Consider the following 20334-nt stretch of genomic DNA (forward strand, 5'->3'; position numbering starts at 1 on the left):
ATCTCGATCCGATTGCCAACGGAGACCAACGAGGCTCAGCCGATTTATGGATCAAGTTTTGGACCTGTTTCCCACCGACCGTCCTCCGCGCACGATCCTGGTCGTCTGCACGCGCCGCATTGGCGACGTGCTGCTGACGACGCCGCTCGTGCGTTCGCTGAAGGTGCGCTGGCCCGAGGCGCAGATCGACGTGCTGGTGTTCCGCGGTACCGACGGCGTGCTCGAGAACAATCCGGATGTCCGGCGGGTGATCACGGTTGCGCAACGTGCCGGTATCGGCGAGCGTTTTGCCGATGCGGCGCGGATCTGGCGTCGCTACGATCTGGCGTGCGCCGCTATCAGTTCGGATCGTGCGCGGTTCTACTGTTGGTTCGCGGGCCGCAAGCGCATCGGTCTGTTGGCGCCGGAGCGCGTCACGCGTTTCAATCGCTGGATGCTCGATCGCCATGTTGTCGACGACAGCGATCTGCACACCGTCAATAGCGGTCTGCTGTTGGCGCGCGGGCTCGGCATCGCTCCGCTCGCCGACGTGGTGCCTCCCTCCGTCGGTAGCGGCGCTGCTGCAGTCGCGCGTTTCGAGCAGCATTTCGACGGCGCCGGCGAATTGCAGGGGCGGCCGTACGTGGTGCTGCATCCATATCCGATGTACGCGTACAAGCTGTGGCATCTGGAGGGCTGGGTTGAGCTCGCTACTTGGCTGCACGGTCAGGGATTCGCGATCGCATTGAGCGGTGGACCGGCGCCGGCCGAGCGCGACTATGCGGAGCAGATCGCCGGCCGGTTGCCGGGCGTCGTGCTGAATCGGGTCGGGCAGCTGTCGTTGGCGGAAAGCGCCGAGATGATTCGCCGCGCGCGTCTGTACGTGGGCCCGGATACGAGCGCCACGCATATCGCGGCGGCCACTGGTACGCCGACGCTTGCGCTGTTCGGACCGTCCGATCCGGTGCGTTGGGGTCCGTGGCCTCACGGATGGGCCGCGGCGGTCAATCCGTGGCAACGCAAGGGGACGGCGCGGCACGGCAACGTCTATCTGCTGCAGGGCGAAGGCGGTTGCGTCCCGTGCCTTAACGAAGGGTGCGAGCAGCGCCTGGAAAGCCTGAGCGAATGCCTGACCACGCTCAGCTCGGCCCGCGTGATCCGGGCCGCAGGCGAATTATTGAACGTGCCGGTGCCCGACGCCCTGGTACGCGTCGATGTATTAGCGAGAGAGAACAAGCATGTTTAGCATTCTGATTCCGACCTGGAACAACCTGCCGTATTTGAAGCTGTGCATCGACAGCATTAGACGGCATTCGGCCTACGAGCACGAGATCGTCGTGCACGTGAACGACGGCAGTGACGGTACCCTCGACTGGGTGCGTGAGCAAGGCATCGCGCATACGTGGAGCCGAGGCAACGTCGGCGTGTGCATCGCGCTGAACGACGTGGCAAGGCTCGCGACGCGCGACTGGATCGTATTCATGAACGATGACATGTTCTGCACGCCGGGCTGGGATCTCGCGTTCGAAAACGCGCTGCGCCGACTCGACCACTCGTGCGCATACTTGTCGTCGCACCTGATCGAGCCGACGCAGACCGGGAACGATCTGGTATCGGTCGGCGCGTTCGGCACGGACCCGCAGACCTTCGACGAAGCCGGCCTGCTGGCGCATGCGAAGCAACTGAAGACCGTCGATCGTGACGGCGTCGCATCGCAGCCAACGCTCGTGAGCCGCGAACTGTGGCACCGCGTCGGCGGCTACAGCATCGAGTTCGGACCGGGTATGAGCAGCGATGACGATTTCCTGATCAAACTGTGGCTGGTCGGTTGCCGGGTGTTCCGCATTGTCGGCGAAAGCCGCATCTATCACTTCAGCTGCCGTAGTACCGGGCGTATCAAGCGCAATCGTGGCGGCCGTGAGTTCCTGATGAAGTGGGGCATCTCGCCGCGCGAATTCAAGAATAAGTACATGCGCGATGGCGCGGACAATCCGCGCGACGCGCTGCCGAACGTGCCGGTGCCCAGTCTGAAGAGCCGCCTGAAGCGTTTGATGTACGCGTTCGGTCGTTATCCGACGCTCGACCTCGAGGCCTGGGAGCCGAACCTGCCGGCGCAACTGCAGTTTCTCCCGCTCGCCGGGCACGACGCGCGGTCCGGCGAGAAGAACAACGTTTGAGCACGCGCCCGAGGCCGCTCAAACCGGCCTCAGCCATTGCGCGTAACGTTCGCGGTGCGCGGCCAGATGGGGCGGGAAACGTTCGGCATCTGGCGTTTGCGCAACGTAATGGCTGTTCGGGTTGAGCAGGTCCCGACCCGCATGGATCTGTGCGTCGATATACGCGAGATCCTTGTACTCGTCGCGCACGAACTCCTGCTCGGCGATGCTCTCCATCTTGAGCACGATTTTCTCCGGCGACAGCACCCACGTGAAATGCCAGCCGCCTGGCGTCAGGCGCTGTACTTCGAAGCGCCGGAACCATGCGCGGCGCAGCGAACGCAACGGTCCGGACGATTTGTATGAGCGCACCGCGTTGATGTTGCCGAAAAACCGTTCGACCTGATGCATTGTCGTGATCTTGGACCCGGCCCAGATCGCGGGCCGGCCATCGTCCTGCACGAGCTGATTGTTCAGAAAATAGGCATACGCATGCTGCTGAAAATCACCGCGGCGATAGCGCGGGTCGTATGCGCGAATCGTGGCCGGATACGGAATCTCGTCGAGGTCCGACACCAGGATCCAGTCGTCAGGCCGTGCGTCGTGCAGCCCGTGGATCAGGTAGTTGCGCTGATAGTTCTCATTCCTCCACGCGCTGCGCGCGCCCGGCGGGAAATGATCAACCACCAGATAGCGAATCTTGTCGCGGTATTTCGCGAATTTCTCGATGTCGAAATTCAGCGGTTTGGGATTGCCGGTTTGGGTGTAGACCGCTTCGGAAATCACGAAATAGTCGACGTGGTCCCACAGTGTCTCGAGTCGCAGCTCGAGCAGCATGTCCTCGTTGAAATAGCAGAAGCAGTCGTAAATCTTTGGGCGGGTCATATTCAGGCTTGCGGGTGATTGCCGCGATCGTCGCCGAGCAACATCATCTTCAGGTAGCGGTAGTACGAGGTCTCGGCATTCGAAACGGCCAGGATGAATCCCATCCTGCCGTCGAGGAAGCCCAGCTTGACGACATAGGTGCGGATGAAAGTCCACAGGCCGTGCAGCACCGCGCGGCGCAAACCTCCCGATTTGCCGCGTGCGACTTTCTGTGCCGCGCCATAACTCGAATAGCTGTCGATCTTGCCGAGCACCTCCGAAAGATCGCGGTACGTGTAATGCAGCAGAGGCGTCGCCAGCCGCGCGCAACGGGCGTCGTCGTTGCCGATCACGCGTTCGTGCACGAGATCGTCGGAGAAGCGCGCCCGGCCGCGCACAAACAGGCGCCGCACATAGTCGGGACTCCAGCCGCTGTGGCGAATCCAGGTTCCGCAGTAATTGGAGCGGCGCGGGAGATCGTAGAGTTCGGCACCCGGCGATTCGATGCAAGCCAGGATTTCGTCGCGTAGCTCGGGCGGAACGCGCTCGTCGGCATCGATCGAAAGCACCCATGTGCCGCGGGCCTGGTCCAGCGCGCGCTGCTTTTGAGCGCCGAAGCCGGGCCAGTCGGTTTCATGAACAATCGCGCCATATTCGCGACAGATGGTTTGCGTGCCGTCGGTGCTGCCGGAGTCGAACACGATGATTTCGTCGACCCAGGGCCGTAGCGATGCGAGACATGCGCCAATATCGCGCGCCTCGTTCTTGGTGATTACGATGGCGGTGAGTGTGGGGGCGGCTGTGCGGGCGGCGAAACGGTCGCTCATGAGATGTGATGCTCGGGTCGATGCAGGTCTGGCAGGGGGCGGCGAAACTCATGGAAGTATAGCAAGCGCGGACGTTTGCCATGCCGGCGGCAGCCCGGCTTCGGCGAAGCGCGTGGCGATCCCCGTGCCCGTCAGCGCCCGCGCGGCGCGCGGCACGTCGGGCGCGCCGCGGCGCTACGTCGCCCCGAAGTCCGTGTGCTATTCTCCGGCTGATATTTTCATGCAATAACCTTGCGATATCCGAAATCAATGAGCATGTTGTTCGATCGTTTGCGGCCTGGCGCGTGGTGCCGGAACGGGACGCAGCACGACCTCGCACCCGGTTGCCAGCGGAGCGATCTTGTGGCGGTGCTGGCGGCGGGACTGGGGGTAGCCGGATATCTCAGCTGGCGTGGCGCGACCAATACCGCGTTATTCATTCTGGTGCTGCTGGCGTTGCTGCACGGCCCTGCATGGGGGGCACAAGCGCGCGGCCAATGGCGCCGTTTCGCGCCGTTGATGATTGCGCTCGCCGCGCCGATCACGGCGGTCGCGATCGGACAGCTGCTTCGGCACGAATGGGTGCTGAAGGCGTTTGACGCGCCCATGCGAATGCTGCTCGGGATTCCGGTCCTTCTGTATTTCCATCAGCGGCGCATTGACTTTGCGCGTATCGTCGGCTACGCCGCTCCTCTCTGCCTGTTCGCGATGCTGATCGAGGTGTGGCTGAATCCGGCTGCCTCCAGGCAGTGGGGCGGGCGCTATGCGACTTATTTCGTCGACACCGATACGTTCGGTGTTTATGGGCTGGTGCTGACCGGCTTTTGCTTGTTCAGCTTGCGCGTTGCGTCGGGCGGCAGAGGCAGGATGCTGGCGGCGTGGCAGTCGCTCGGCGTGCTGGTCGGTATCGCGCTGATTATCGGTTCCGGCACTCGCACTGCATGGTATGTGATACCGGTGGTGTTTGCGCTGTGGATGTGGCTGAACCGGCGCTCCGTCAGATTGTGGTGGCTGCTGGTCTGTGTCGCAGTACTGGCCGCCGTGGTAATTCCTGATCATGAAGTCGCAGTGCGCCTGGCCAGCGGTTATGAAGAGATTCGCCAGTGGCTCACCGGTACGCAGCGCGACACGTCGGCTGGCCTGCGTCTGACCATGTGGCACATATCGTGGGAACTGTTCAAGCACAGTCCGTGGAGTGGCTACGGTGACACCGGATATCTCGCGTCTCTGGGCCAGCCGTGGATCACGTCGATCGCGCCGCCATCGCAGGCGATCGCGATCGAGCACGGCCCGCATAACGAACTGCTGGCGAACTTGCTGCGCTCCGGCGTGGCCGGCGGAGTCGCGGTCCTGTGTCAATTCCTGATTCCGCTCGTGTTCTTCGGGCGGCGGTGCCATGCCGCCGACGATGGCGTGAAGCGGGCGAGTCAGCTCGGCTTGATTTATATCGTTTGCGTGATGGTGATGAGTGCCGGTTTTGAAATGTTCACGCTGAAATACACTGCCTCGTTCTATGGCCTGGTGATTGCGTGCCTCGGCGCTCAGGTGCTGGCGAGCGAAGGCGCGGCACGACAGACAGCATCGCGCACGACCGAGGTGGCACACGGATGAACCGATATGCCAAAGTCAAGGTCATTTGCCCTGGGGGCGCGATGACGGCTGGGCCCGAGGCGCTGCATCAGCTCGTCGCCGAACTGAACCGGCTCGGCCAGCCGGCGGCGATCGTGTATAGCCCGTTCGACCGGACCTTCGAGACCCCCGAACCGTATCGCAAGTACGCGGCCCCGGTGGAGGCGTATGCGGACGAGCACGGCGAGCTGATTGTGTTTCCGGAGATCATGCCGACCGACGCGCTGCGCGTGAAGCGCGCCGACGCGGCGATCTGGTGGATGTCGCTGAACAATTACACGTGCGTGCGGTATGGAAACCCGCTGCGCGATCGCTTCCGCTATTTCAAGGCGTGGATCAAGGGCAAGCGACCGCTGGGTGGAATCGGCGCGTTGCGGCATCTGAAGCACTTTGCCCAGAGTCACCATGCGCAGACGTATCTTGCGGCACGCGGCTTTTCGGTGCTGCCGTTGACCGATTCGATTCCGGTTTACACCGCGCTCGACTATCTGGCGGCGTTGCCGCAGCGGCTAGCGGCCGCGACGCACGACGATGTGATTCTGTACAACCCGAGCAAGGGACGATCCGTCACCGAGCGTTTGATGCGCGCCTATCCGCAATGGCAGTTCAAGCCGCTGCGCGGCCTGAACCGGGAGCAGCTTGCCGACGCGTTCTGCGCGGCGAAGGTCTACATCGATTTTGGACACCATCCGGGCCGGGACCGTCTGCCGCGCGAGGCGGCCGTGCACGGCTGCTGCGTGGTGACGGCCAGGCATGGCTCGGCCGGCAATCCGGTGGATGTGCCGATTCCGGACAGGTACAAGCTGGACCCGAAGGCGAGCGGGTTCGTCGAGCAGTTCGGCCAGGTCATCGACGCGATTTTCGGCGATTTTGCGGGCTGCTCCGCCGAATTTGAGCCGTACCGACATATGATCCATCGGGAGGCGGACGTGTTCGAAGCGCAGATCCGGCGCGCGTTCGAGCTCGGGGGGCCATCCGCCTTATAATTCGCTCCATTCACGGAGCTTCCCGGGCTCTTCGTCATTTGTATCAAAGGATCGTCTTGAGCAAGCACCAATCCGGCCTCAGAAAGCCAGTCGGCGATGGGGACACACAAACCACCGCGGTCGGCAAGCGGCTGTGGGCCTACGTTCGCCCGCTGGCCGGCGTGCTGCTGCTCGGCGTGCTGGCGATGGCGGTCAGTTCGGCGACAGACGCAGGCATCCCGGCACTCCTCAAGCCGCTCCTCGATCATGGCTTCGGCAGCAACGGCAGCCGCCAGGCCATGTGGTTCGTGCCGATCGCCGTGATTGGCCTCGCGTTCGCACGCGGCGCCGCGCAGTACATGTCACAGTATCTGCTGTCGTACGTGTCGAACCGGATCCTGCTGCAGATGCGTCTCGACATGTTTGCGCGCATGGTCAACACCGGCGCATCGTTTTTTCAGCGCGAAACCGCGAGCACGGTGATCAACGCGATCGTGTTTGAGGTCAATCAGATCCTCAGCGTGCTGGTGAGCGTGATGGTCACGCTGGTGCGCGATTCGTTGACCGTGATATTTCTGCTCGGCTACCTGTTCTATCTGAACTGGCGCCTGACGCTGATCATCGCGGTGATCCTTCCAGGCATCGGCTGGCTCGTCAGCAAGATCAATCGTCGTCTGCGCCGGCTCGGCCGCGATCAGCAGATGCTGACCAACGACCTGTCGTATGTCGTCGAGGAGGCGGTGGCCGGCTATAAGGTGGTTAAGGTGTATAACGGCGAGCCGTACGAAATCTCGCGTTTCAGCGAAATGGCCAAACGGCTGCGCGGCTATGCAATGCGGCTGTCAGTGGCCGGCGGCCTTGCACAACCCCTGACACAGTTCCTTGCGTCGATCGCGCTCGCGATCGTGATCACGATCGCTGTCGTGCAATCGAAGCACGATCAAACCACGGTGGGCGGCTTCGTCGCGTTCGTCACGTCGATGCTGCTGATCATTTCGCCGCTCAAGCATCTGATCGACGTGAACCAGCCGCTGCAGCGCGCGGTGACCGCCGCCGAGCTGATCTTCGGGCTGATCGACGAGCCGGCCGAGCCGCAGGGCGGCGGCCGGCCGCTCGCGCACGCGCGCGGCGAGATCGAGTTCCGCGGCGTGACGTTCGATTACGGCGCGGCGGAGCGGCCGACGCTCGACCGGATCTCGTTCAAGGTCGCGCCGGGCGAGATGGTTGCGCTGGCGGGGCCGTCCGGCAGCGGCAAGACGACGCTCGTGAACCTGCTGCCGCGCTTTTTTGATCCGACCGACGGTTCCGTCCTGGTCGACGGCGTGCCGATCGCCGACTACGACATTCATGCGCTGCGCAGCCAGATGGCGATGGTGAGTCAGGATGTCGTGCTGTTCAACGACACGATTGCCGCCAACGTCGCGTACGGGCAGACGCCCGACCGCGCGCGCGTGCAGGCCGCGCTCGAGGCCGCGAACCTCGCCGATGCGGTTGCCGCGATGCCCGACGGGCTCGATACGCTCGTCGGTGGCAACGGGATGCGGCTGTCCGGCGGCCAGCGCCAGCGGCTCGCGATCGCGCGCGCGATCTACAAGGACGCGCCGATCCTGATTCTCGACGAGGCGACCTCGGCGCTCGATTCGGAATCGGAGCGGCACGTGCAGGCGGCACTCGAGCGGCTGATGGAAGGCCGCACGACGCTCGTGATCGCGCACCGGCTGTCGACGATCGAGCGCGCGGACCGCATTCTCGTGCTCGAGGCCGGCAAGATCGCCGAGGAGGGCAGCCACGAAGAACTGCTGCGCCACGGCGGTCTGTACGCACACCTGCACCGGATCCAGTACCAGCAGCAGACGGCGTAATGCGCGGTCACGCGGTTGCGGGATGCCGTGTGCTAGTCTTCGCCGGGTAGTCCGAGTGGTTTCGTTCGACGTGACAACACGGAGGGAAGGCACGATGAAGAAGATGCACGGGATGATGCTGGCCGCCTTGGTCGCGGCGGGTTTCGCCGCACCGGCCGCGATGGCGCAGGATCATGACAACCACTACGACCAGGGCATGCAGCACGGCCGCGGCCAGATGCGCCACGAGCCGGACGTGCCGCCGCGCTGGGCCGACCAGCCGCGTCGCGAGTGGCACCGGGGCGACCGGCTGCCGCCCGAGTTCCGCGATCGCCAGTACGTGATCGACGACTGGCGCGGCTATCACCTGAGCCCGCCGCCGCGCGGCTATCAATGGGTCGGCATCGGCGGCGATCACCTGCTGGTGCAGATCGGTTCCGGCATCGTGCTGCGGATCGGCGACTGACCTTGCCGGTCGCCCCACCCGTATCGCCACGCGGCGATGCGGGCCGGGCGATCGAACCACTGCGTCACTTCGCCGCTGCGCGGCGGAACCAGCGACGCTCGATTCCCGACATCACCCAGCACACGCCCAGCGCGCACACGGTGCCGAGCGTCACCTCGCCGAGCCGCATCAGCGGAATGTCCCACAGCGGGCCGTTGCCCGGAAACAGCAGCACGATCGTCGCGGTCACGCCGCCGAGCCGTGCCGCACTGCCCACGTTCAGACACCAGCAGCAGACGATCACGACCGCGACGGTGATCGCGTACGCGACGAGGCGATCGCCGCCGAGCGCCGCGCCGGCGAAGCCCAGCACGCCGCCGACCATCGCGCCGATGAACTGGTCGCGCGACAGCGACATCGTGTCCGAATAGTTGTGCTGCGTGACGGCGATCGCGGTGATCGCGGCCCACACGGCCTGCTCGGTGTGCAGCGCGCGCCCGATCGCGTACGCGAGGCATGCGCCGCACACGGCCTGGAGCGCCATCAGCCCGCCTTGCGCGAGCCGTTCGCTGAATGACAGCCCCTTGAACAGATCGAAGATCGACTGCTGGATCTGCTGGCGGGCTTCGTTGAGTGTCCTGATCGTATCCATCATGCGTTGGCCAAGAAACGGGTAACGGCGGCGTGCCGGCCTCAGTGCGCCTGTTCGGGCGAGGCGGCGGCTGCTTCGCCGGCGGTCGCGTCGCCGTTCCCGACGCGCGTTTCGGGCATCACGAGCCAGACCAGCAGCACCGCGAGCGCACCCGCGCCCGCGAGCCCGAAGAAGCTGACCGCGTTACCGAAGTGATCGGCGACGTAGCCCGCCGCGGCGGTGCTCAGCGTCGCGCCGATGCCGGCCGCGAGCCCGAACAGCCCGATGCACAGGTTGTAGCGGCCCTTGCCGCCCGCGACGTCGGCCGCGATCAGCGGCAGCATCACGCCGAACACGGCCGCGCTGATGCCGTCGAGCATCTGCACGGGCACGAGCAGGTACGGGCTGCTCACGCCGGCGAACAGCAGCGCGCGCACCGGCAGTGCTGAGAAGCCGAGCAGCAGGATCGGCCGGCGCCCCCAGCGCTGCGCGGAGCGGCCGACCCACGGCGACAGCATCGCGACGATCGCCTGCGGCACGATGATGCACGCGGCGATCACGAGCTGCACGTTCTCGCCCATCCCGGCCGTGACCTCGCCGGCCGCGAGGTTCAGCATCGCCGCGTTCGACAGGTGGAACAGCACGACGCACGCCGCGAAGATCAGCATCCTGCGGTCGCGCAGCAGTTCGAGCAGCGTTTCGCGCTCGCCCGCTTCGTCGTGCTCGCCGCGCTCGTCCGGCTTCGACGACTGCGGGATCACCTCGTGCGTCGGCTGGATCATCGCGAGCGCGACCAGCGCGGGCAGCGCCAGCACGGCGGTCAGCCAGAACACCGCGCGCGCGGAGAAGTATTCGCCGGTCAGCCCCATCAGGCCCGCCGCGACCGCGCTGCCGATCGACGCCCAGCGGGCGTTGCGGCCGAGCCGGTCGCCGAGGTCGGCGCGGCCGACGAGCGAGAACGAGATCGCGGCCATCGCCGGCACGAGCATGCAGCTCGCGAAGCCGTGGAACACCTCGGCGGCGATCACCGGCACGATGGTCGGGCTCGACGCGAGCAATACCGCGGACAGGATGATGGCCGCGATCGCCCACGCGGCCGCGCCCTTCTTGTTCTTCAGCGCATCGACGGCCGCGCCGCCCGGCACCTGGCTGACCATTGCGCTGATCGTGCCGATCGACAGCACCATGCCGATCTCGCCCTGGGTCCACTTGTGCGACGCGAGGTAGGACGCGATGAACGGACCGAACCCGGTTTGAACGTTTGCAACGAAGAAGTTGAGCCAGTCGAGGGACCGCAGACTGCGAACGCTGACGGAATGCTTGATCGTCATCGGGTCGCACTCGCAGACGAAGCCGGTGCCGGGGCAACGGGCGGGTAGACCGCGACGATCGGCTTGTCGGCCGCGTAGGGCGGCGACGCCTTGATCTGTGCGTCGTTCAGGTCGAGCTGCGGGTGCAGCGCCTTGTCGCGCGTGACGAAACGCAGCGCGCCCCAGCTCGCGGCGATCGAACGGCGGTCGGTATTGACGAGCCCGCCGAGGTCGAGCACGACGGCCTGCGGCTGCGACGCGCGGTCGATCAGCACGTCGACGACGCGGCCGATCTTCGTGCCGTTCGGGCGCTCGACGTCGCTGTCGAGCATCGACAGCCGCGTCGCGGGCGAGGCCGCGGCCGAACCCGACAGCGGCACGGCCTTGGGCCGCGCGGCCGGCGGCAGGTCGCCCGACGGCATGTCGAGCACGATCGGCTCCTGCTTGCCGCCCGGCGTGAAGCGGAACACGTTCCACGGGAAGATGACCTTGCGGTCGCCGACGCCCATGAAGCCCTGCAGGTTGACGACCATCTCGCGCGGCTTGCCGCTCGCGTCGGTCACCATGTCGACCGCGCGGCCGATCACCCTGCCGTTGCGGCGCGCGACTTCGCTGTCGAGCAGCGCATGGATCTGGGTCCGGTCGAGCGGGCGCGTCGCGACGAGCGGCGCGGGCGGAGGCGGCGGCGGTGTCGGCGATTCGGGGCGCTGCACGGGCTTCGGCCGCGTGACTTCGCGATGCGGCTTCTTCGGCGCTTCCGGTTCCTCCGGGTGTGTCGGCGCCGGCATGGGCGGCATCGTCAGCGGTTCGCCGGCGGTTTCCTTGACGGGCTCGACGAGCGCCTCGCTGATCGGTGCGGGCGGATTCTGGACCGGCAGCAGCCCGCAACCGGACAGCAGCGCGGCGGCGGAGAGAATCAGGACGGCCGTCGACGACGGAAACGACTTGCGGGATGCGGGAAACGGAAGTCCGCCGCTCATTGACACTCACTCCATGGGTCGGGGGCGGCCCGAGGGCACGCGGCTGGCGATGGATGGCGGGTGCGGGCGGCGCACCACGCGAGGGGAGATTTTAACGTGTCTTGCTTTCACGGCCGATTTCGATGGCTTGCCGGAGGCTGACCGTCGGGAAAAGGTAGGGATCGGCGGGGGTGGTCGCGTCGCTGTCAGGCGAGGGCGACGGGAGGCGGAAGACGGGCGGTGCACGCCGGCTCCGGCCCGCCGCCGTCATGGCGGGCAGGCGCGGGCGCTGCATGAAGCAGGGAAAAACCGGAACGTCAGGCGTCCGGGTACCACGCATCGGTGAATTCGCTGACCTTGACGTCGGTCAGTTCCGGCCGGGCGGCCAGCCAGCCGCGCACGCGTTCGCGATCGGCATCGGTCGTCGTGCCGCGCGGCGCGCCGGAAATCACGTATGCGCCGATGCCTTCGTCCGCCGATGCGACGGTCAGCAGCCCGTTCGCTTCGACGAAGTCGATGAACGCGTCGATCAACTGGCCGCGTTCGAGGTCGGACAATTCGTTGCGATAGTGCGCGGTGGCGTTGAACGCGAGTTCCTGGAATTCGCCGATGTGGAGTTTCTTGCGCTGGCGGCGGTTGTGGCCTTGGCTCATGGTGTGTCGTGAATGCGAAAAGGGTGGATGAAAAGGCGGCGGCGGGGGCCGGCGCGGCATGCGCGGGCGGCCCGGGCGCCGCATCAAAGCGCCGCGCGGCGACGCCGGCGGCGAAAAGGCGGAACGTTACATCAGCACGATATCGTACTGCTCCTGGCTCAGGTTCGACTCGACCTGCAGCGACACCGGCTTGCCGATGAAATCGATCAGCATCGCGAGGTGCTGCGATTCCTCGTCGAGGAACAGGTCGATCACCTGTTGCGCGGCGATCACGCGGAATTCGCGCGGGTTGAACTGCCGCGATTCACGCAGGATCTCGCGCAGGATGTCATAGCACACGGTGCGCGACGTCTTCACCTGGCCCTTGCCCTGGCAGGTCGGGCACGGTTCGCACAGCACGTGCGCGAGCGATTCGCGGGTGCGCTTGCGCGTCATCTCGACGAGCCCGAGCTGCGAGAAGCCGTTGACCGTCACGCGCGTACGGTCGCGCGACAGCGCCTTCTTCAGCTCGGACAGCACCGCGTCGCGATGCTCGGCGTTCTCCATGTCGATGAAGTCGATGATGATGATCCCGCCGAGGTTGCGCAGCCGCAGCTGCCGCGCGATCGTGTGCGCGGCCTCGAGGTTGGTCTTGAAGATCGTGTCGTCGAAGTTGCGCGCGCCGACGTAGCCGCCCGTGTTCACGTCGATCGTCGTCATCGCCTCGGTCTGGTCGATCATCAGGTAGCCGCCCGACTTCAGGTCGACCCGGCGCGACAGCGCGCGCTGGATTTCCGTCTCGATGTTGTACAGGTCGAACAGCGGCCGCTCGCCCGTGTAGTGGTGCAGCTTCGGGCTCACGGCCGGCGTGAACTCGGCCGCGAATTCCGCAAGGCGCTGGTAGGTTTCGCGCGAGTCGACCTGGATGCGCGTCGTGTCGTCGTTCGCGAAATCGCGCAGCACACGCTGCGCGAGATCGAGATCCTGGTACAGCAGGCTCGTTGCCGGCAGCCGCTGCGCCTGCGCGACGATCGTCGCCCACGTCTTGCGCAGGTAGGTCACGTCGCCGGCCAGCTCGTCGGACGTCGCATCCTCGGCGATCGTGCGCACGATGTAGCCGCCTTTCTCGTCCGGCGGAATCACGGCGGTCAGGCGCGCGCGCACGGCCTCGCGCTCGGCTTCGCTCTCGATCTTCTGCGAGATGCCGATGTGCGGCTCCTGCGGCAGGTAGACGAGCGTGCGGCCCGCGATGCTGACCTGCGTCGACAGCCGCGCGCCCTTCGTGCCGATCGGATCCTTGATCACCTGCACCATCAGCGTCTGGCCTTCGAACACGGTCTTCTCGATCGGCTGGTGCGGCGCGCTCGACTGCGGTTCGCCCGCGACGCGCGGTTGCCAGATGTCGGCGACGTGCAGGAAGGCCGCGCGCTCGAGGCCGATGTCGATGAACGCCGACTGCATGCCGGGCAGCACGCGCACGACCTTGCCGAGATAGATGTTGCCGACCCGCCCGCGCGACAGCGTGCGCTCGACGTGAAGCTCCTGCACCGAGCCTTGCTGGACGAGTGCGACCCGCGTTTCCTGCGGCGTGAGGTTGATCAGGATTTCTTCGTTCATGGTGGGGTTCAGAAGGCGACGCGCGCGGTGCGCAGCAGCGCCGCAGTCTCAAAAAGGGGCAGACCCATGATACCTGAATGGGAACCGTCGATTCGCTCGACGAATTCGGCCGCGCGCCCCTGGATCGCGTACGCGCCGGCCTTGCCGAACGGCTCGCCGGTTGCGACGTAGCGCGCGTATGCGTCGTGCGACGCGGCCGCGAAGCGCACCGACGAGCGCGACAGCGCGGGCGGCAGCAGTTCGCCGCTGGCGTCGATCACGGCGACGGCGGTCAGTACCGCATGTTCGCGGCCCGCGAGACGGGTCAGCATCGCGAGCGCGTCGTCGGCGTCGGCCGGCTTGCCGAGGATCGCGCCGTCGATCGTGACGGTCGTATCGGCGACCAGCACCGGCGCGGCCGGCTTGCCGCTCGCGACAAGCCGCGCCCGCGCGGCCGCAGCCTTCGCGACGGTCACGCGTCGCACGTAGGCATCGGCGGCCTCGCCGGGCAGCTCGGCTTCGAGCGCCTCGGCGTCTTCGTCGGGCCGCGGCAGCAGCAGCTCGAAACTCACGCCGATCTGCTGCAGCAGCTCCTGGCGGCGCGGGCTTTGCGAGGCGAGATAAAGGGTCGGAAAAAGCGCGGTGGGCGTGCTGGACGGCATGGTGTCGTTATCTCGGTGGGCGCGCGCGGCGCGCGTCGCGAGGACGACGCGTCATGCGCGGTGGTAGGGGTGATTCTGCGTGATGCTCCACGCCCGGTAAAGCTGTTCGGCGAGCAGCACGCGCACCATCCCGTGCGGCAGCGTCATGCTGGAGATGCGCAGCAGCACGTCGGCGCGCGCTTTCAGTTCCGGATCGAGCCCGTCGGCGCCGCCGATCACGAACGCGACGTCGCGGCCGTCCTGCTGCCAGCCGGGCAGCGCCTGCGCGAGCTGCATCGTGGTCCAGTCGCGGCCGCGCTCGTCGAGCGCGACGAGGCGCGCGCCTTTCGGCAGCGCGGCCTCGATCTTCTGCCGCTCGGCCGCCATCACGCTCTCGCCGCTGCGGCCGCCCGAACGCAGTTCGGGCTTGATCTCGCGCAACTCGATGCGCAGTTCGGGCGGCATCCGCTTCGTGTATTCGTCGAAGCCGGACGCGATCCAGCCCGGCATCTTGTGGCCGACGGCGAGGATGAAAAGCTTCATCGGGACAGCCGGGCGACTCAGCGGCGACGGGCGGCCGTCTTGCGTGCCGGGCGCGCCGGTGCGGCTTCTTCTTCCTCGTCCTCGTCGTCTTCGCTGGCCGTGGCAAAGCCGTTCGGGCCCTTGCCGCCGCCGAGCTTCATCCGCACGGGCTTGTCGCCCCAGATTTCCTCGAGGTTGTAGTACTGGCGCAGCGCCGGTTGCAGGATGTGCACGACCGCGTCGCCGCAGTCGACCAGCACCCATTCGCCGGTGTCCTCGCCTTCGGAGCTGACGATGTCGCCGCCAGCCTCCTTGACCTTGTCGCGTACGTTCGACGCGAGGGCCTTGGTCTGGCGATTGGAGGTGCCCGACGCGACGACCACGCGGTCGAACAGTTCGGTCAGGTGGCTGGTGTTGAACACCTTGATGTCTTGCGCCTTGACGTCTTCGAGGGCGTCGACGATCACGCGCTGCAGTTTGCGGATATCCATGGATTCAGGAATGGTAGAGACGATGTTGAAGAATATAGGCCCATACGGCGGCCGGCACATGCTCGGCCGATGCGTCGGGCATTTGCGCATGGCGCGCGATGCATTCGCGCAGGTGCGCGCGGATGTCGGTCGCGGCGATGTCGAAGGCGAGCGTCGTGTCGATCAGCAGGCGGCCGGCCGGCACGGCTTTCAGCACGTCGGCGCCCGCCTGCCGCACGGCGATTTCCCGTGCGACGTCCGGCGGCGCCGCGCCGAGCTCGAAGCCCGGGCGCGTCGACACGCAGACGTGCGCATGGTCGAACAACCGGCGCCAGTCGCGCCACGTGTCGAGGCGCACGAGCTGGTCGGCGCCGATCAGCAGCGACAGCGACGCGTCGGGGCCGATCCGCTCGCGCCAGCGCGCGAGCGTCTCGACCGTGTAGGTCGGGCCGGCGTGCTCGATCTCGTCGGTCGCGACGGTCACGGCCGTGCCCGGCAAGGACAGCGAGCCGGCGGCGGCGCGCGTCATCGCGAGCCGATGCTCGGCGGCCGACACGTCGCGCTTCTGGTACGGCTGCCCGGCGGGCAGCAACACGAGCTCGGTCAGGTCGAGCAGTTCGGCGAACCGGCGCGCGAGCGCCAGGTGGCCGTCGTGGATCGGGTCGAAAGTGCCGCCCAGCAGGCCGATACGACGCGGCAGCGGGGCGGGGCGGGCGATGGTGTCCAGAGACGCGTCCTTTCGTTGGGGCAGCGGGGCGCGCGGGCTCACACCCAGTCGCGCGGCACGAGGAAGTCGCTGGTCAGGCGCGCTTCGGGCGAACCCGGCTCGGGCTGCCAGTTGTAGCGCCAGTTCGCGACCGGCGGCATCGACATCAGGATCGACTCGGTCCGCCCGCCGCTCTGGAGGCCGAACAGCGTGCCGCGGTCGAACACGAGGTTGAATTCGACGTAGCGGCCGCGCCGATACGCCTGGAACTCGCGTTCGCGCTCGCCGTACGGCGTGTCGGCGCGGCGTTCGACGATCGGCAGGTAGGCCTGCAGGAACGCATCGCCGACCCGCTGCATCATGTCAAACGAGCGTTCGAAACCGGGCTCGGCGTAATCGTCGAAGAAGATCCCGCCGATGCCGCGCGTCTCGTTGCGGTGTTTCAGGAAGAAATACTCGTCGCACCACGTCTTGAAGCGCGGGTACAGCTCGGCGCCGAACGGGTCGAGCGCATCCTTGCAGGTCTGGTGGAAATGCCGCGCGTCGTCCTCGAAACCGTAAACCGGTGTCAGATCCATGCCGCCGCCGAACCAGAACACGGGATCTTCGCCCGGCTTCGTCGCGATCAGCATCCGCACGTTCATGTGGACGGTCGGGCAGTACGGATTGCGCGGGTGCAGCACCAGCGACACGCCGAGCGCCTCGAAGCCGCGGCCCGCGAGCTGCGGGCGCGCCGCGCTCGCCGACGGCGGCAGCGCGTCGCCCGCGACATCGGAAAAACCGATTCCCGCGCGCTCGAACACGCGCCCGCCTTCGAGGATGCGCGTGCAGCCGCCGCCGCGCAGGCGTTCGGCCGGCCCGCGCTGCCAGGCGTCGGTCGCGAGCGGCGTGCCGTCGAGCGCGCCGAGCGCGTCGGCGATACGTGTCTGCAGGCCCTGGAGGTACGTGCGCACGCGCGTCACGTCGTAGGTCGAATCGGTCATGTCTGAACTGGCTGCCCCCGCCCGAAGCGGGGGCCGTAAAAAAAGCATCTGCCGGGCATTCTATCGAACCCCGGCAGAGGAGGCGGCGCCTGGGTCGGGCCAGGCGTCCGGACCCGCGTCACGCGTTCTTGCGGTTGAGCGCGCGGAAACCGATGTCGCGGCGGTACTGCATGCCTTCGAAGTTGATCTGGTTGATCGTGTCGTAGGCATGCTGCTGCGCTTCGCGCACCGAATCGGCGAGGCCGACCACGCACAGGACGCGGCCGCCGGACGTCGTCAGCTTGTCGCCGTCGAGCGTCGTGCCCGCGTGGAACGTGACCGTCTGTTCGGTCTCGGCCGGGATGCCGTTGATGCGGTCGCCCTTGCGCGGCGCGTCCGGATAGCCGTGTGCGGCCAGCACGACGCCCAGCGCGGTGCGACGGTCCCAGTCGAGCTCGACCGTATCGAGCGTGCCCGCGATCGCGTGCTCGACGACCTTCGAGAAATCGCTCTTCAGGCGCGCCATGATCGGCTGCGTTTCCGGGTCGCCCATCCGGCAGTTGAACTCCAGCGTGCGCGGATGGCCTTCCTTGTCGATCATCAGGCCCGCATACAGGAAGCCCGTGAAGCGGATGCCGTCCTTCTCCATCCCGCGCACGGTCGGCATGATGATCTCGCGCATCACGCGCGCGTGCATCTGCGGCGTGACGATCGGCGCGGGCGAATATGCGCCCATGCCGCCCGTGTTCGGGCCGCGGTCCTCGTCGAGCAGGCGCTTGTGATCCTGGCTCGAAGCCAGCGCCAGCGCATGCTTGCCGTCGACCATCACGATGAAGCTGGCTTCCTCGCCGTCGAGGAATTCCTCGATCACGACGCGTGCGCCCGCATCGCCGAGCTTGTTGCCCGACAGCATCATGTCGACGGCTGCGTGCGCCTCTTCCAGCGTCATCGCGACGACGACGCCCTTGCCGGCCGCGAGGCCGTCGGCCTTCACGACGATCGGCGCACCCTTCGCGTCGATGTACGCATGCGCGGCGGCCACGTCGGAGAAGGTTTCGTACTCGGCGGTCGGGATGCCGTGGCGCTTCATGAACGCCTTCGCGAAATCCTTCGAGCTTTCGAGCTGCGCGGCTTCGCGGGTCGGGCCGAAGACCTTCAGGCCGCGTGCGCGAAACAGGTTGACGATGCCGGCCGCGAGCGGCGCTTCCGGCCCGACGAGCGTGAACGCAACGCCTTCGCGTTCCGCGAAATCGGCGAGTTCGTCGAGCGCCGTGATGTCGACGTTCTTCAGACGCTCGTCCTGCGCCGTGCCGCCATTGCCGGGCGCGACGTAGACCATCTGGACGCGCGGCGACTGCGCGAGCTTCCACGCCAGCGCATGTTCGCGGCCGCCGGAACCGACGACGAGTAGTTTCATGGGATTCCCCGCAGACTAGAAAACAGGGCGGCCGGCACGCTCAGGCGCGCCGGCCGCGGATTCGATCGGGCCGCCGCCGCAACGGGCGCACGGCGGCCGGCATCTCATTCCTCGACGATGACGGCGTTCGTATACACGTCCTGCACGTCGTCGAGGTTCTCGAGCGCGTCCAGGAGCTTCTGCATCTTCGCCGCGTCGTCGCCGGTGAACTCGACTTCGTTCTGCGGCTTCATCGTCACTTCGGCGAGCTCGGCCTTGAAGCCGGCGGTTTCGAGCGCGTCCTTCACTGCCGAGAAGGCCTGCCAGTCGCACAGCACCTCGATCGAGCCGTCGTCGTTCGTGTTCACGTCGTTCGCGCCGGCTTCGAGCGCGGCTTCCATCAGCGCGTCTTCCGACGTGCCCGGGGCGAACAGGAACTGGCCGACGTGATCGAACATGAAGGCGACCGAGCCGTCGGTGCCCATGTTGCCGCCGAACTTCGAGAACGCATGGCGGACTTCCGCGACCGTGCGGGTGCGGTTGTCGGTCAGCGTGTCGACGATGATCGCCGCGCCGCTGATGCCGTAGCCTTCGTACCGGATTTCCTCGTAGTTCGCGCCGTCCGCGCCGCCGACGCCGCGATCGATCGCGCGCTTGACGTTGTCCTTCGGCATGTTCGCGTCGGCCGCCTTGTCGACCGCGAGACGCAGGCGCGGGTTCGAGTTGACGTCGCCGCCGCCGAGGCGTGCCGCGACCTGGATTTCCTTGATCAGGCGGGTCCAGATCTTGCCGCGCTTCGCGTCGGCCGCTGCCTTCTTATGCTTGATGTTGGCCCATTTCGAATGACCAGCCATACCTTTCTCCGTGCCCGGGCGCGCAGCGCGGGCGATTGTGCCAATGTGTCGTTGAATCGGCGGCCGTGTCGGCGGGCATGAAGCCGCGGGGCCGCGTGTCGAGTGGATCGGGATTTTATCACGCGGCGACCGTCGTTTCGGGGCCGCCGCGCATGGCCGAACGGCCGGGTGGGCCGCCGCCGGGCCGGGCCGCGCGCCGCGCGGGCGCGCCGGAACTCAGTTTTTGGTGCCGAACAGGCGGTCGCCCGCGTCGCCGAGGCCCGGCACGATGTATGCGTGCTCGTTCAGGTGCGAGTCGAGCGACGCGACGAACAGTTTCACGTCCGGGTGGGCGTCCTGGAACACCTGCACGCCCTCGGGCGCGGCGACGAGGGCGACGAACATGATGTTCGCGGCCGGCACGTTGCGGCGCTTGAGCACGTCGACCGCATGGACGGCCGAATAGCCGGTCGCGACCATCGGGTCGCACAGGATGAAGATGCGGTCTTCCAGATCCGGCAGGCGCACCAGGTACTCGACCGGGCGGTGGTCGTCGGCGCGGTACACGCCGATATGGCCGACGCGCGCGGACGGAACCAGGTCGAGCAGGCCGTCCGACATCCCGATGCCTGCGCGCAGCACCGGCACGATCGCCAGTTTCTTGCCCGCGATCACCGGCGCGTCGACCTCGACCAGCGGGGTTTCGACCCGCTTGGTCGTGATCGGCAGGTTGCGGGTGATCTCGTAGCCCATCAGCAGCGTGATCTCGCGCAGCAGCTCGCGGAACGTGCGCGTCGACGTGTCCTTGTCGCGCATGTGCGTGAGCTTGTGCTGGATCAGCGGGTGATCGGTGATGAAGAGATTGGGGAAACGGCTGTCCTGTTTCATGACGGGGGTGCCTTGGCGGCAAAAGGTGATCGGGGCGGCGCGCCCGGGCCGGCCGCCGCTTATGGCCGCAATTTTACCAAGGCGCGCCGCGCGATCCGGATAT

The 20334-nt window shown here is 66.6% G+C and carries 21 protein-coding genes; 6 read left to right on the top strand and 15 right to left on the bottom strand.

Translation table 11 applies throughout. From position 1 onward, the window contains the following. The first annotated feature begins 46 nt into the window (after nt 1-46). The gene (locus GQ56_RS0133645; RefSeq protein WP_031402841.1) at nt 47-1225 is read left to right on the top strand and encodes a glycosyltransferase family 9 protein; all 1179 of its coding nucleotides are present in this window, start codon (nt 47-49) and stop codon (nt 1223-1225) included. Beyond that, nucleotides 1218-2156 (top strand): glycosyltransferase family 2 protein, encoded by a 939-nt coding sequence (locus GQ56_RS0133650; RefSeq protein ID WP_031402842.1) that lies wholly within the window; start codon nt 1218-1220, stop codon nt 2154-2156. Before GQ56_RS0133645 ends, GQ56_RS0133650 begins: the two co-directional genes overlap by 8 nt. Before the next feature lie 18 nt (nt 2157-2174). On the opposite strand, the gene GQ56_RS0133655 is transcribed toward GQ56_RS0133650, so the two are convergent. Both GQ56_RS0133655 and GQ56_RS0133660 read right to left on the bottom strand, forming a co-directional pair. Further along, nucleotides 2175-3020: a glycosyltransferase family 17 protein gene (locus GQ56_RS0133655; protein WP_031402843.1), complete on the bottom strand. Its 846-nt coding sequence runs from the start codon at nt 3018-3020 to the stop codon at nt 2175-2177. A 2-nt stretch (nt 3021-3022) separates the two neighbouring features. Then, entirely contained in the window at nt 3023-3826 is an 804-nt protein-coding gene (locus tag GQ56_RS0133660) for a glycosyltransferase family 2 protein (RefSeq protein WP_052001261.1), read from the bottom strand. 255 nt (nt 3827-4081) lie between these two features. Here GQ56_RS0133660 and GQ56_RS0133665 point away from each other — a divergent pair, with 255 nt between their 5' ends. The 4 genes from GQ56_RS0133665 (at nt 4082) to GQ56_RS0133680 (ending at nt 8706) form a co-directional block, all read left to right on the top strand. Further along, complete coding sequence (locus GQ56_RS0133665; RefSeq protein ID WP_235212808.1) at nt 4082-5416, top strand: O-antigen ligase family protein; 1335 nt, start codon at nt 4082-4084, stop codon at nt 5414-5416. Continuing rightward, nucleotides 5335-6420 carry a hypothetical protein gene (locus GQ56_RS0133670; protein ID WP_235212809.1) on the top strand — a complete coding sequence of 362 codons (1086 nt, stop codon included), beginning with the start codon at nt 5335-5337 and terminating at the stop codon, nt 6418-6420. The genes GQ56_RS0133665 and GQ56_RS0133670 overlap by 82 nt, the downstream gene beginning before the upstream one ends. Before the next feature lie 56 nt (nt 6421-6476). Beyond that, nucleotides 6477-8261, top strand: a complete 1785-nt coding sequence (gene msbA, locus GQ56_RS0133675; protein ID WP_031402847.1) for a lipid A export permease/ATP-binding protein MsbA — start codon at nt 6477-6479, stop codon at nt 8259-8261. A gap of 94 nt (nt 8262-8355) precedes the next feature. Then, nucleotides 8356-8706 (top strand): RcnB family protein, encoded by a 351-nt coding sequence (locus GQ56_RS0133680; RefSeq protein WP_031402848.1) that lies wholly within the window; start codon nt 8356-8358, stop codon nt 8704-8706. 64 nt (nt 8707-8770) lie between these two features. Here the strand turns inward: GQ56_RS0133680 and GQ56_RS0133685 are convergent, their stop codons facing one another. The 13 genes from GQ56_RS0133685 to upp all read right to left on the bottom strand — a co-directional run bounded on the left by GQ56_RS0133685 (nt 8771) and on the right by upp (nt 20231). After that, entirely contained in the window at nt 8771-9337 is a 567-nt protein-coding gene (locus GQ56_RS0133685; protein WP_031402849.1) for an FUSC family protein, read from the bottom strand. A gap of 41 nt (nt 9338-9378) precedes the next feature. Continuing rightward, entirely contained in the window at nt 9379-10647 is a 1269-nt protein-coding gene (locus tag GQ56_RS0133690) for an MFS transporter (protein ID WP_031402850.1), read from the bottom strand. Then, nucleotides 10644-11606, bottom strand: a complete 963-nt coding sequence (locus tag GQ56_RS0133695; RefSeq protein ID WP_031402851.1) for a PRC-barrel domain-containing protein — start codon at nt 11604-11606, stop codon at nt 10644-10646. The genes GQ56_RS0133690 and GQ56_RS0133695 overlap by 4 nt, the downstream gene beginning before the upstream one ends. Before the next feature lie 296 nt (nt 11607-11902). Next, complete coding sequence (locus tag GQ56_RS0133700) at nt 11903-12238, bottom strand: YggL 50S ribosome-binding family protein (protein WP_031402852.1); 336 nt, start codon at nt 12236-12238, stop codon at nt 11903-11905. Nucleotides 12239-12364: 126 nt separating this feature from the next. After that, nucleotides 12365-13834, bottom strand: a complete 1470-nt coding sequence (rng, locus tag GQ56_RS0133705; RefSeq protein ID WP_031402853.1) for a ribonuclease G — start codon at nt 13832-13834, stop codon at nt 12365-12367. An 8-nt stretch (nt 13835-13842) separates the two neighbouring features. Then, nucleotides 13843-14475 carry a Maf family protein gene (locus GQ56_RS0133710; RefSeq protein WP_031402854.1) on the bottom strand — a complete coding sequence of 211 codons (633 nt, stop codon included), beginning with the start codon at nt 14473-14475 and terminating at the stop codon, nt 13843-13845. A 51-nt stretch (nt 14476-14526) separates the two neighbouring features. Beyond that, the gene (rlmH, locus tag GQ56_RS0133715) at nt 14527-14997 is read right to left on the bottom strand and encodes a 23S rRNA (pseudouridine(1915)-N(3))-methyltransferase RlmH (RefSeq protein ID WP_031402855.1); all 471 of its coding nucleotides are present in this window, start codon (nt 14995-14997) and stop codon (nt 14527-14529) included. A gap of 17 nt (nt 14998-15014) precedes the next feature. After that, complete coding sequence (rsfS, locus tag GQ56_RS0133720) at nt 15015-15467, bottom strand: ribosome silencing factor (RefSeq protein ID WP_031402856.1); 453 nt, start codon at nt 15465-15467, stop codon at nt 15015-15017. Between the two features lie 4 nt (nt 15468-15471). Further along, nucleotides 15472-16197, bottom strand: coding sequence for a nicotinate-nucleotide adenylyltransferase (locus GQ56_RS0133725; RefSeq protein ID WP_200878018.1), 726 nt, complete (start codon nt 16195-16197; stop codon nt 15472-15474). A gap of 14 nt (nt 16198-16211) precedes the next feature. Further along, nucleotides 16212-17135 carry an oxygen-dependent coproporphyrinogen oxidase gene (gene hemF, locus GQ56_RS0133730; RefSeq protein ID WP_031402858.1) on the bottom strand — a complete coding sequence of 308 codons (924 nt, stop codon included), beginning with the start codon at nt 17133-17135 and terminating at the stop codon, nt 16212-16214. A 118-nt stretch (nt 17136-17253) separates the two neighbouring features. Beyond that, the gene (purD, locus tag GQ56_RS0133735) at nt 17254-18531 is read right to left on the bottom strand and encodes a phosphoribosylamine--glycine ligase (protein ID WP_031402859.1); all 1278 of its coding nucleotides are present in this window, start codon (nt 18529-18531) and stop codon (nt 17254-17256) included. 104 nt (nt 18532-18635) lie between these two features. Further along, nucleotides 18636-19364, bottom strand: coding sequence for a YebC/PmpR family DNA-binding transcriptional regulator (locus GQ56_RS0133740; RefSeq protein ID WP_031402860.1), 729 nt, complete (start codon nt 19362-19364; stop codon nt 18636-18638). Between the two features lie 216 nt (nt 19365-19580). After that, nucleotides 19581-20231 carry a uracil phosphoribosyltransferase gene (gene upp / locus GQ56_RS0133745; protein WP_011352740.1) on the bottom strand — a complete coding sequence of 217 codons (651 nt, stop codon included), beginning with the start codon at nt 20229-20231 and terminating at the stop codon, nt 19581-19583. Nucleotides 20232-20334: the final 103 nt, after the last annotated feature.

It is taken from the genome of Burkholderia paludis, assembly GCF_000732615.1.
GTDB classification, from domain to species: domain Bacteria; phylum Pseudomonadota; class Gammaproteobacteria; order Burkholderiales; family Burkholderiaceae; genus Burkholderia; species Burkholderia paludis.

Excerpts from the sequence above, each read along its gene's own strand:
- GQ56_RS0133685 (WP_031402849.1), bottom strand. The coding sequence starts at position 9,337 with ATGGATACGATCAGGACACTCAACGAAGCCCGCCAGCAGATCCAGCAG.
- GQ56_RS0133710 (WP_031402854.1), bottom strand. The coding sequence starts at position 14,475 with ATGCCGTCCAGCACGCCCACCGCGCTTTTTCCGACCCTTTATCTCGCC.
- rng (WP_031402853.1), bottom strand. The coding sequence starts at position 13,834 with ATGAACGAAGAAATCCTGATCAACCTCACGCCGCAGGAAACGCGGGTC.
- GQ56_RS0133690 (WP_031402850.1), bottom strand. The coding sequence starts at position 10,647 with ATGACGATCAAGCATTCCGTCAGCGTTCGCAGTCTGCGGTCCCTCGAC.
- purD (WP_031402859.1), bottom strand. The coding sequence starts at position 18,531 with ATGAAACTACTCGTCGTCGGTTCCGGCGGCCGCGAACATGCGCTGGCG.
- rsfS (WP_031402856.1), bottom strand. The coding sequence starts at position 15,467 with ATGGATATCCGCAAACTGCAGCGCGTGATCGTCGACGCCCTCGAAGAC.
- hemF (WP_031402858.1), bottom strand. The coding sequence starts at position 17,135 with ATGACCGATTCGACCTACGACGTGACGCGCGTGCGCACGTACCTCCAG.
- GQ56_RS0133700 (WP_031402852.1), bottom strand. The coding sequence starts at position 12,238 with ATGAGCCAAGGCCACAACCGCCGCCAGCGCAAGAAACTCCACATCGGC.
- GQ56_RS0133665 (WP_235212808.1), top strand. The coding sequence starts at position 4,082 with ATGTTGTTCGATCGTTTGCGGCCTGGCGCGTGGTGCCGGAACGGGACG.
- GQ56_RS0133740 (WP_031402860.1), bottom strand. The coding sequence starts at position 19,364 with ATGGCTGGTCATTCGAAATGGGCCAACATCAAGCATAAGAAGGCAGCG.
- GQ56_RS0133660 (WP_052001261.1), bottom strand. The coding sequence starts at position 3,826 with ATGAGCGACCGTTTCGCCGCCCGCACAGCCGCCCCCACACTCACCGCC.
- GQ56_RS0133680 (WP_031402848.1), top strand. The coding sequence starts at position 8,356 with ATGAAGAAGATGCACGGGATGATGCTGGCCGCCTTGGTCGCGGCGGGT.
- rlmH (WP_031402855.1), bottom strand. The coding sequence starts at position 14,997 with ATGAAGCTTTTCATCCTCGCCGTCGGCCACAAGATGCCGGGCTGGATC.
- GQ56_RS0133650 (WP_031402842.1), top strand. The coding sequence starts at position 1,218 with ATGTTTAGCATTCTGATTCCGACCTGGAACAACCTGCCGTATTTGAAG.
- GQ56_RS0133645 (WP_031402841.1), top strand. The coding sequence starts at position 47 with ATGGATCAAGTTTTGGACCTGTTTCCCACCGACCGTCCTCCGCGCACG.
- GQ56_RS0133695 (WP_031402851.1), bottom strand. The coding sequence starts at position 11,606 with ATGAGCGGCGGACTTCCGTTTCCCGCATCCCGCAAGTCGTTTCCGTCG.
- upp (WP_011352740.1), bottom strand. The coding sequence starts at position 20,231 with ATGAAACAGGACAGCCGTTTCCCCAATCTCTTCATCACCGATCACCCG.
- GQ56_RS0133655 (WP_031402843.1), bottom strand. The coding sequence starts at position 3,020 with ATGACCCGCCCAAAGATTTACGACTGCTTCTGCTATTTCAACGAGGAC.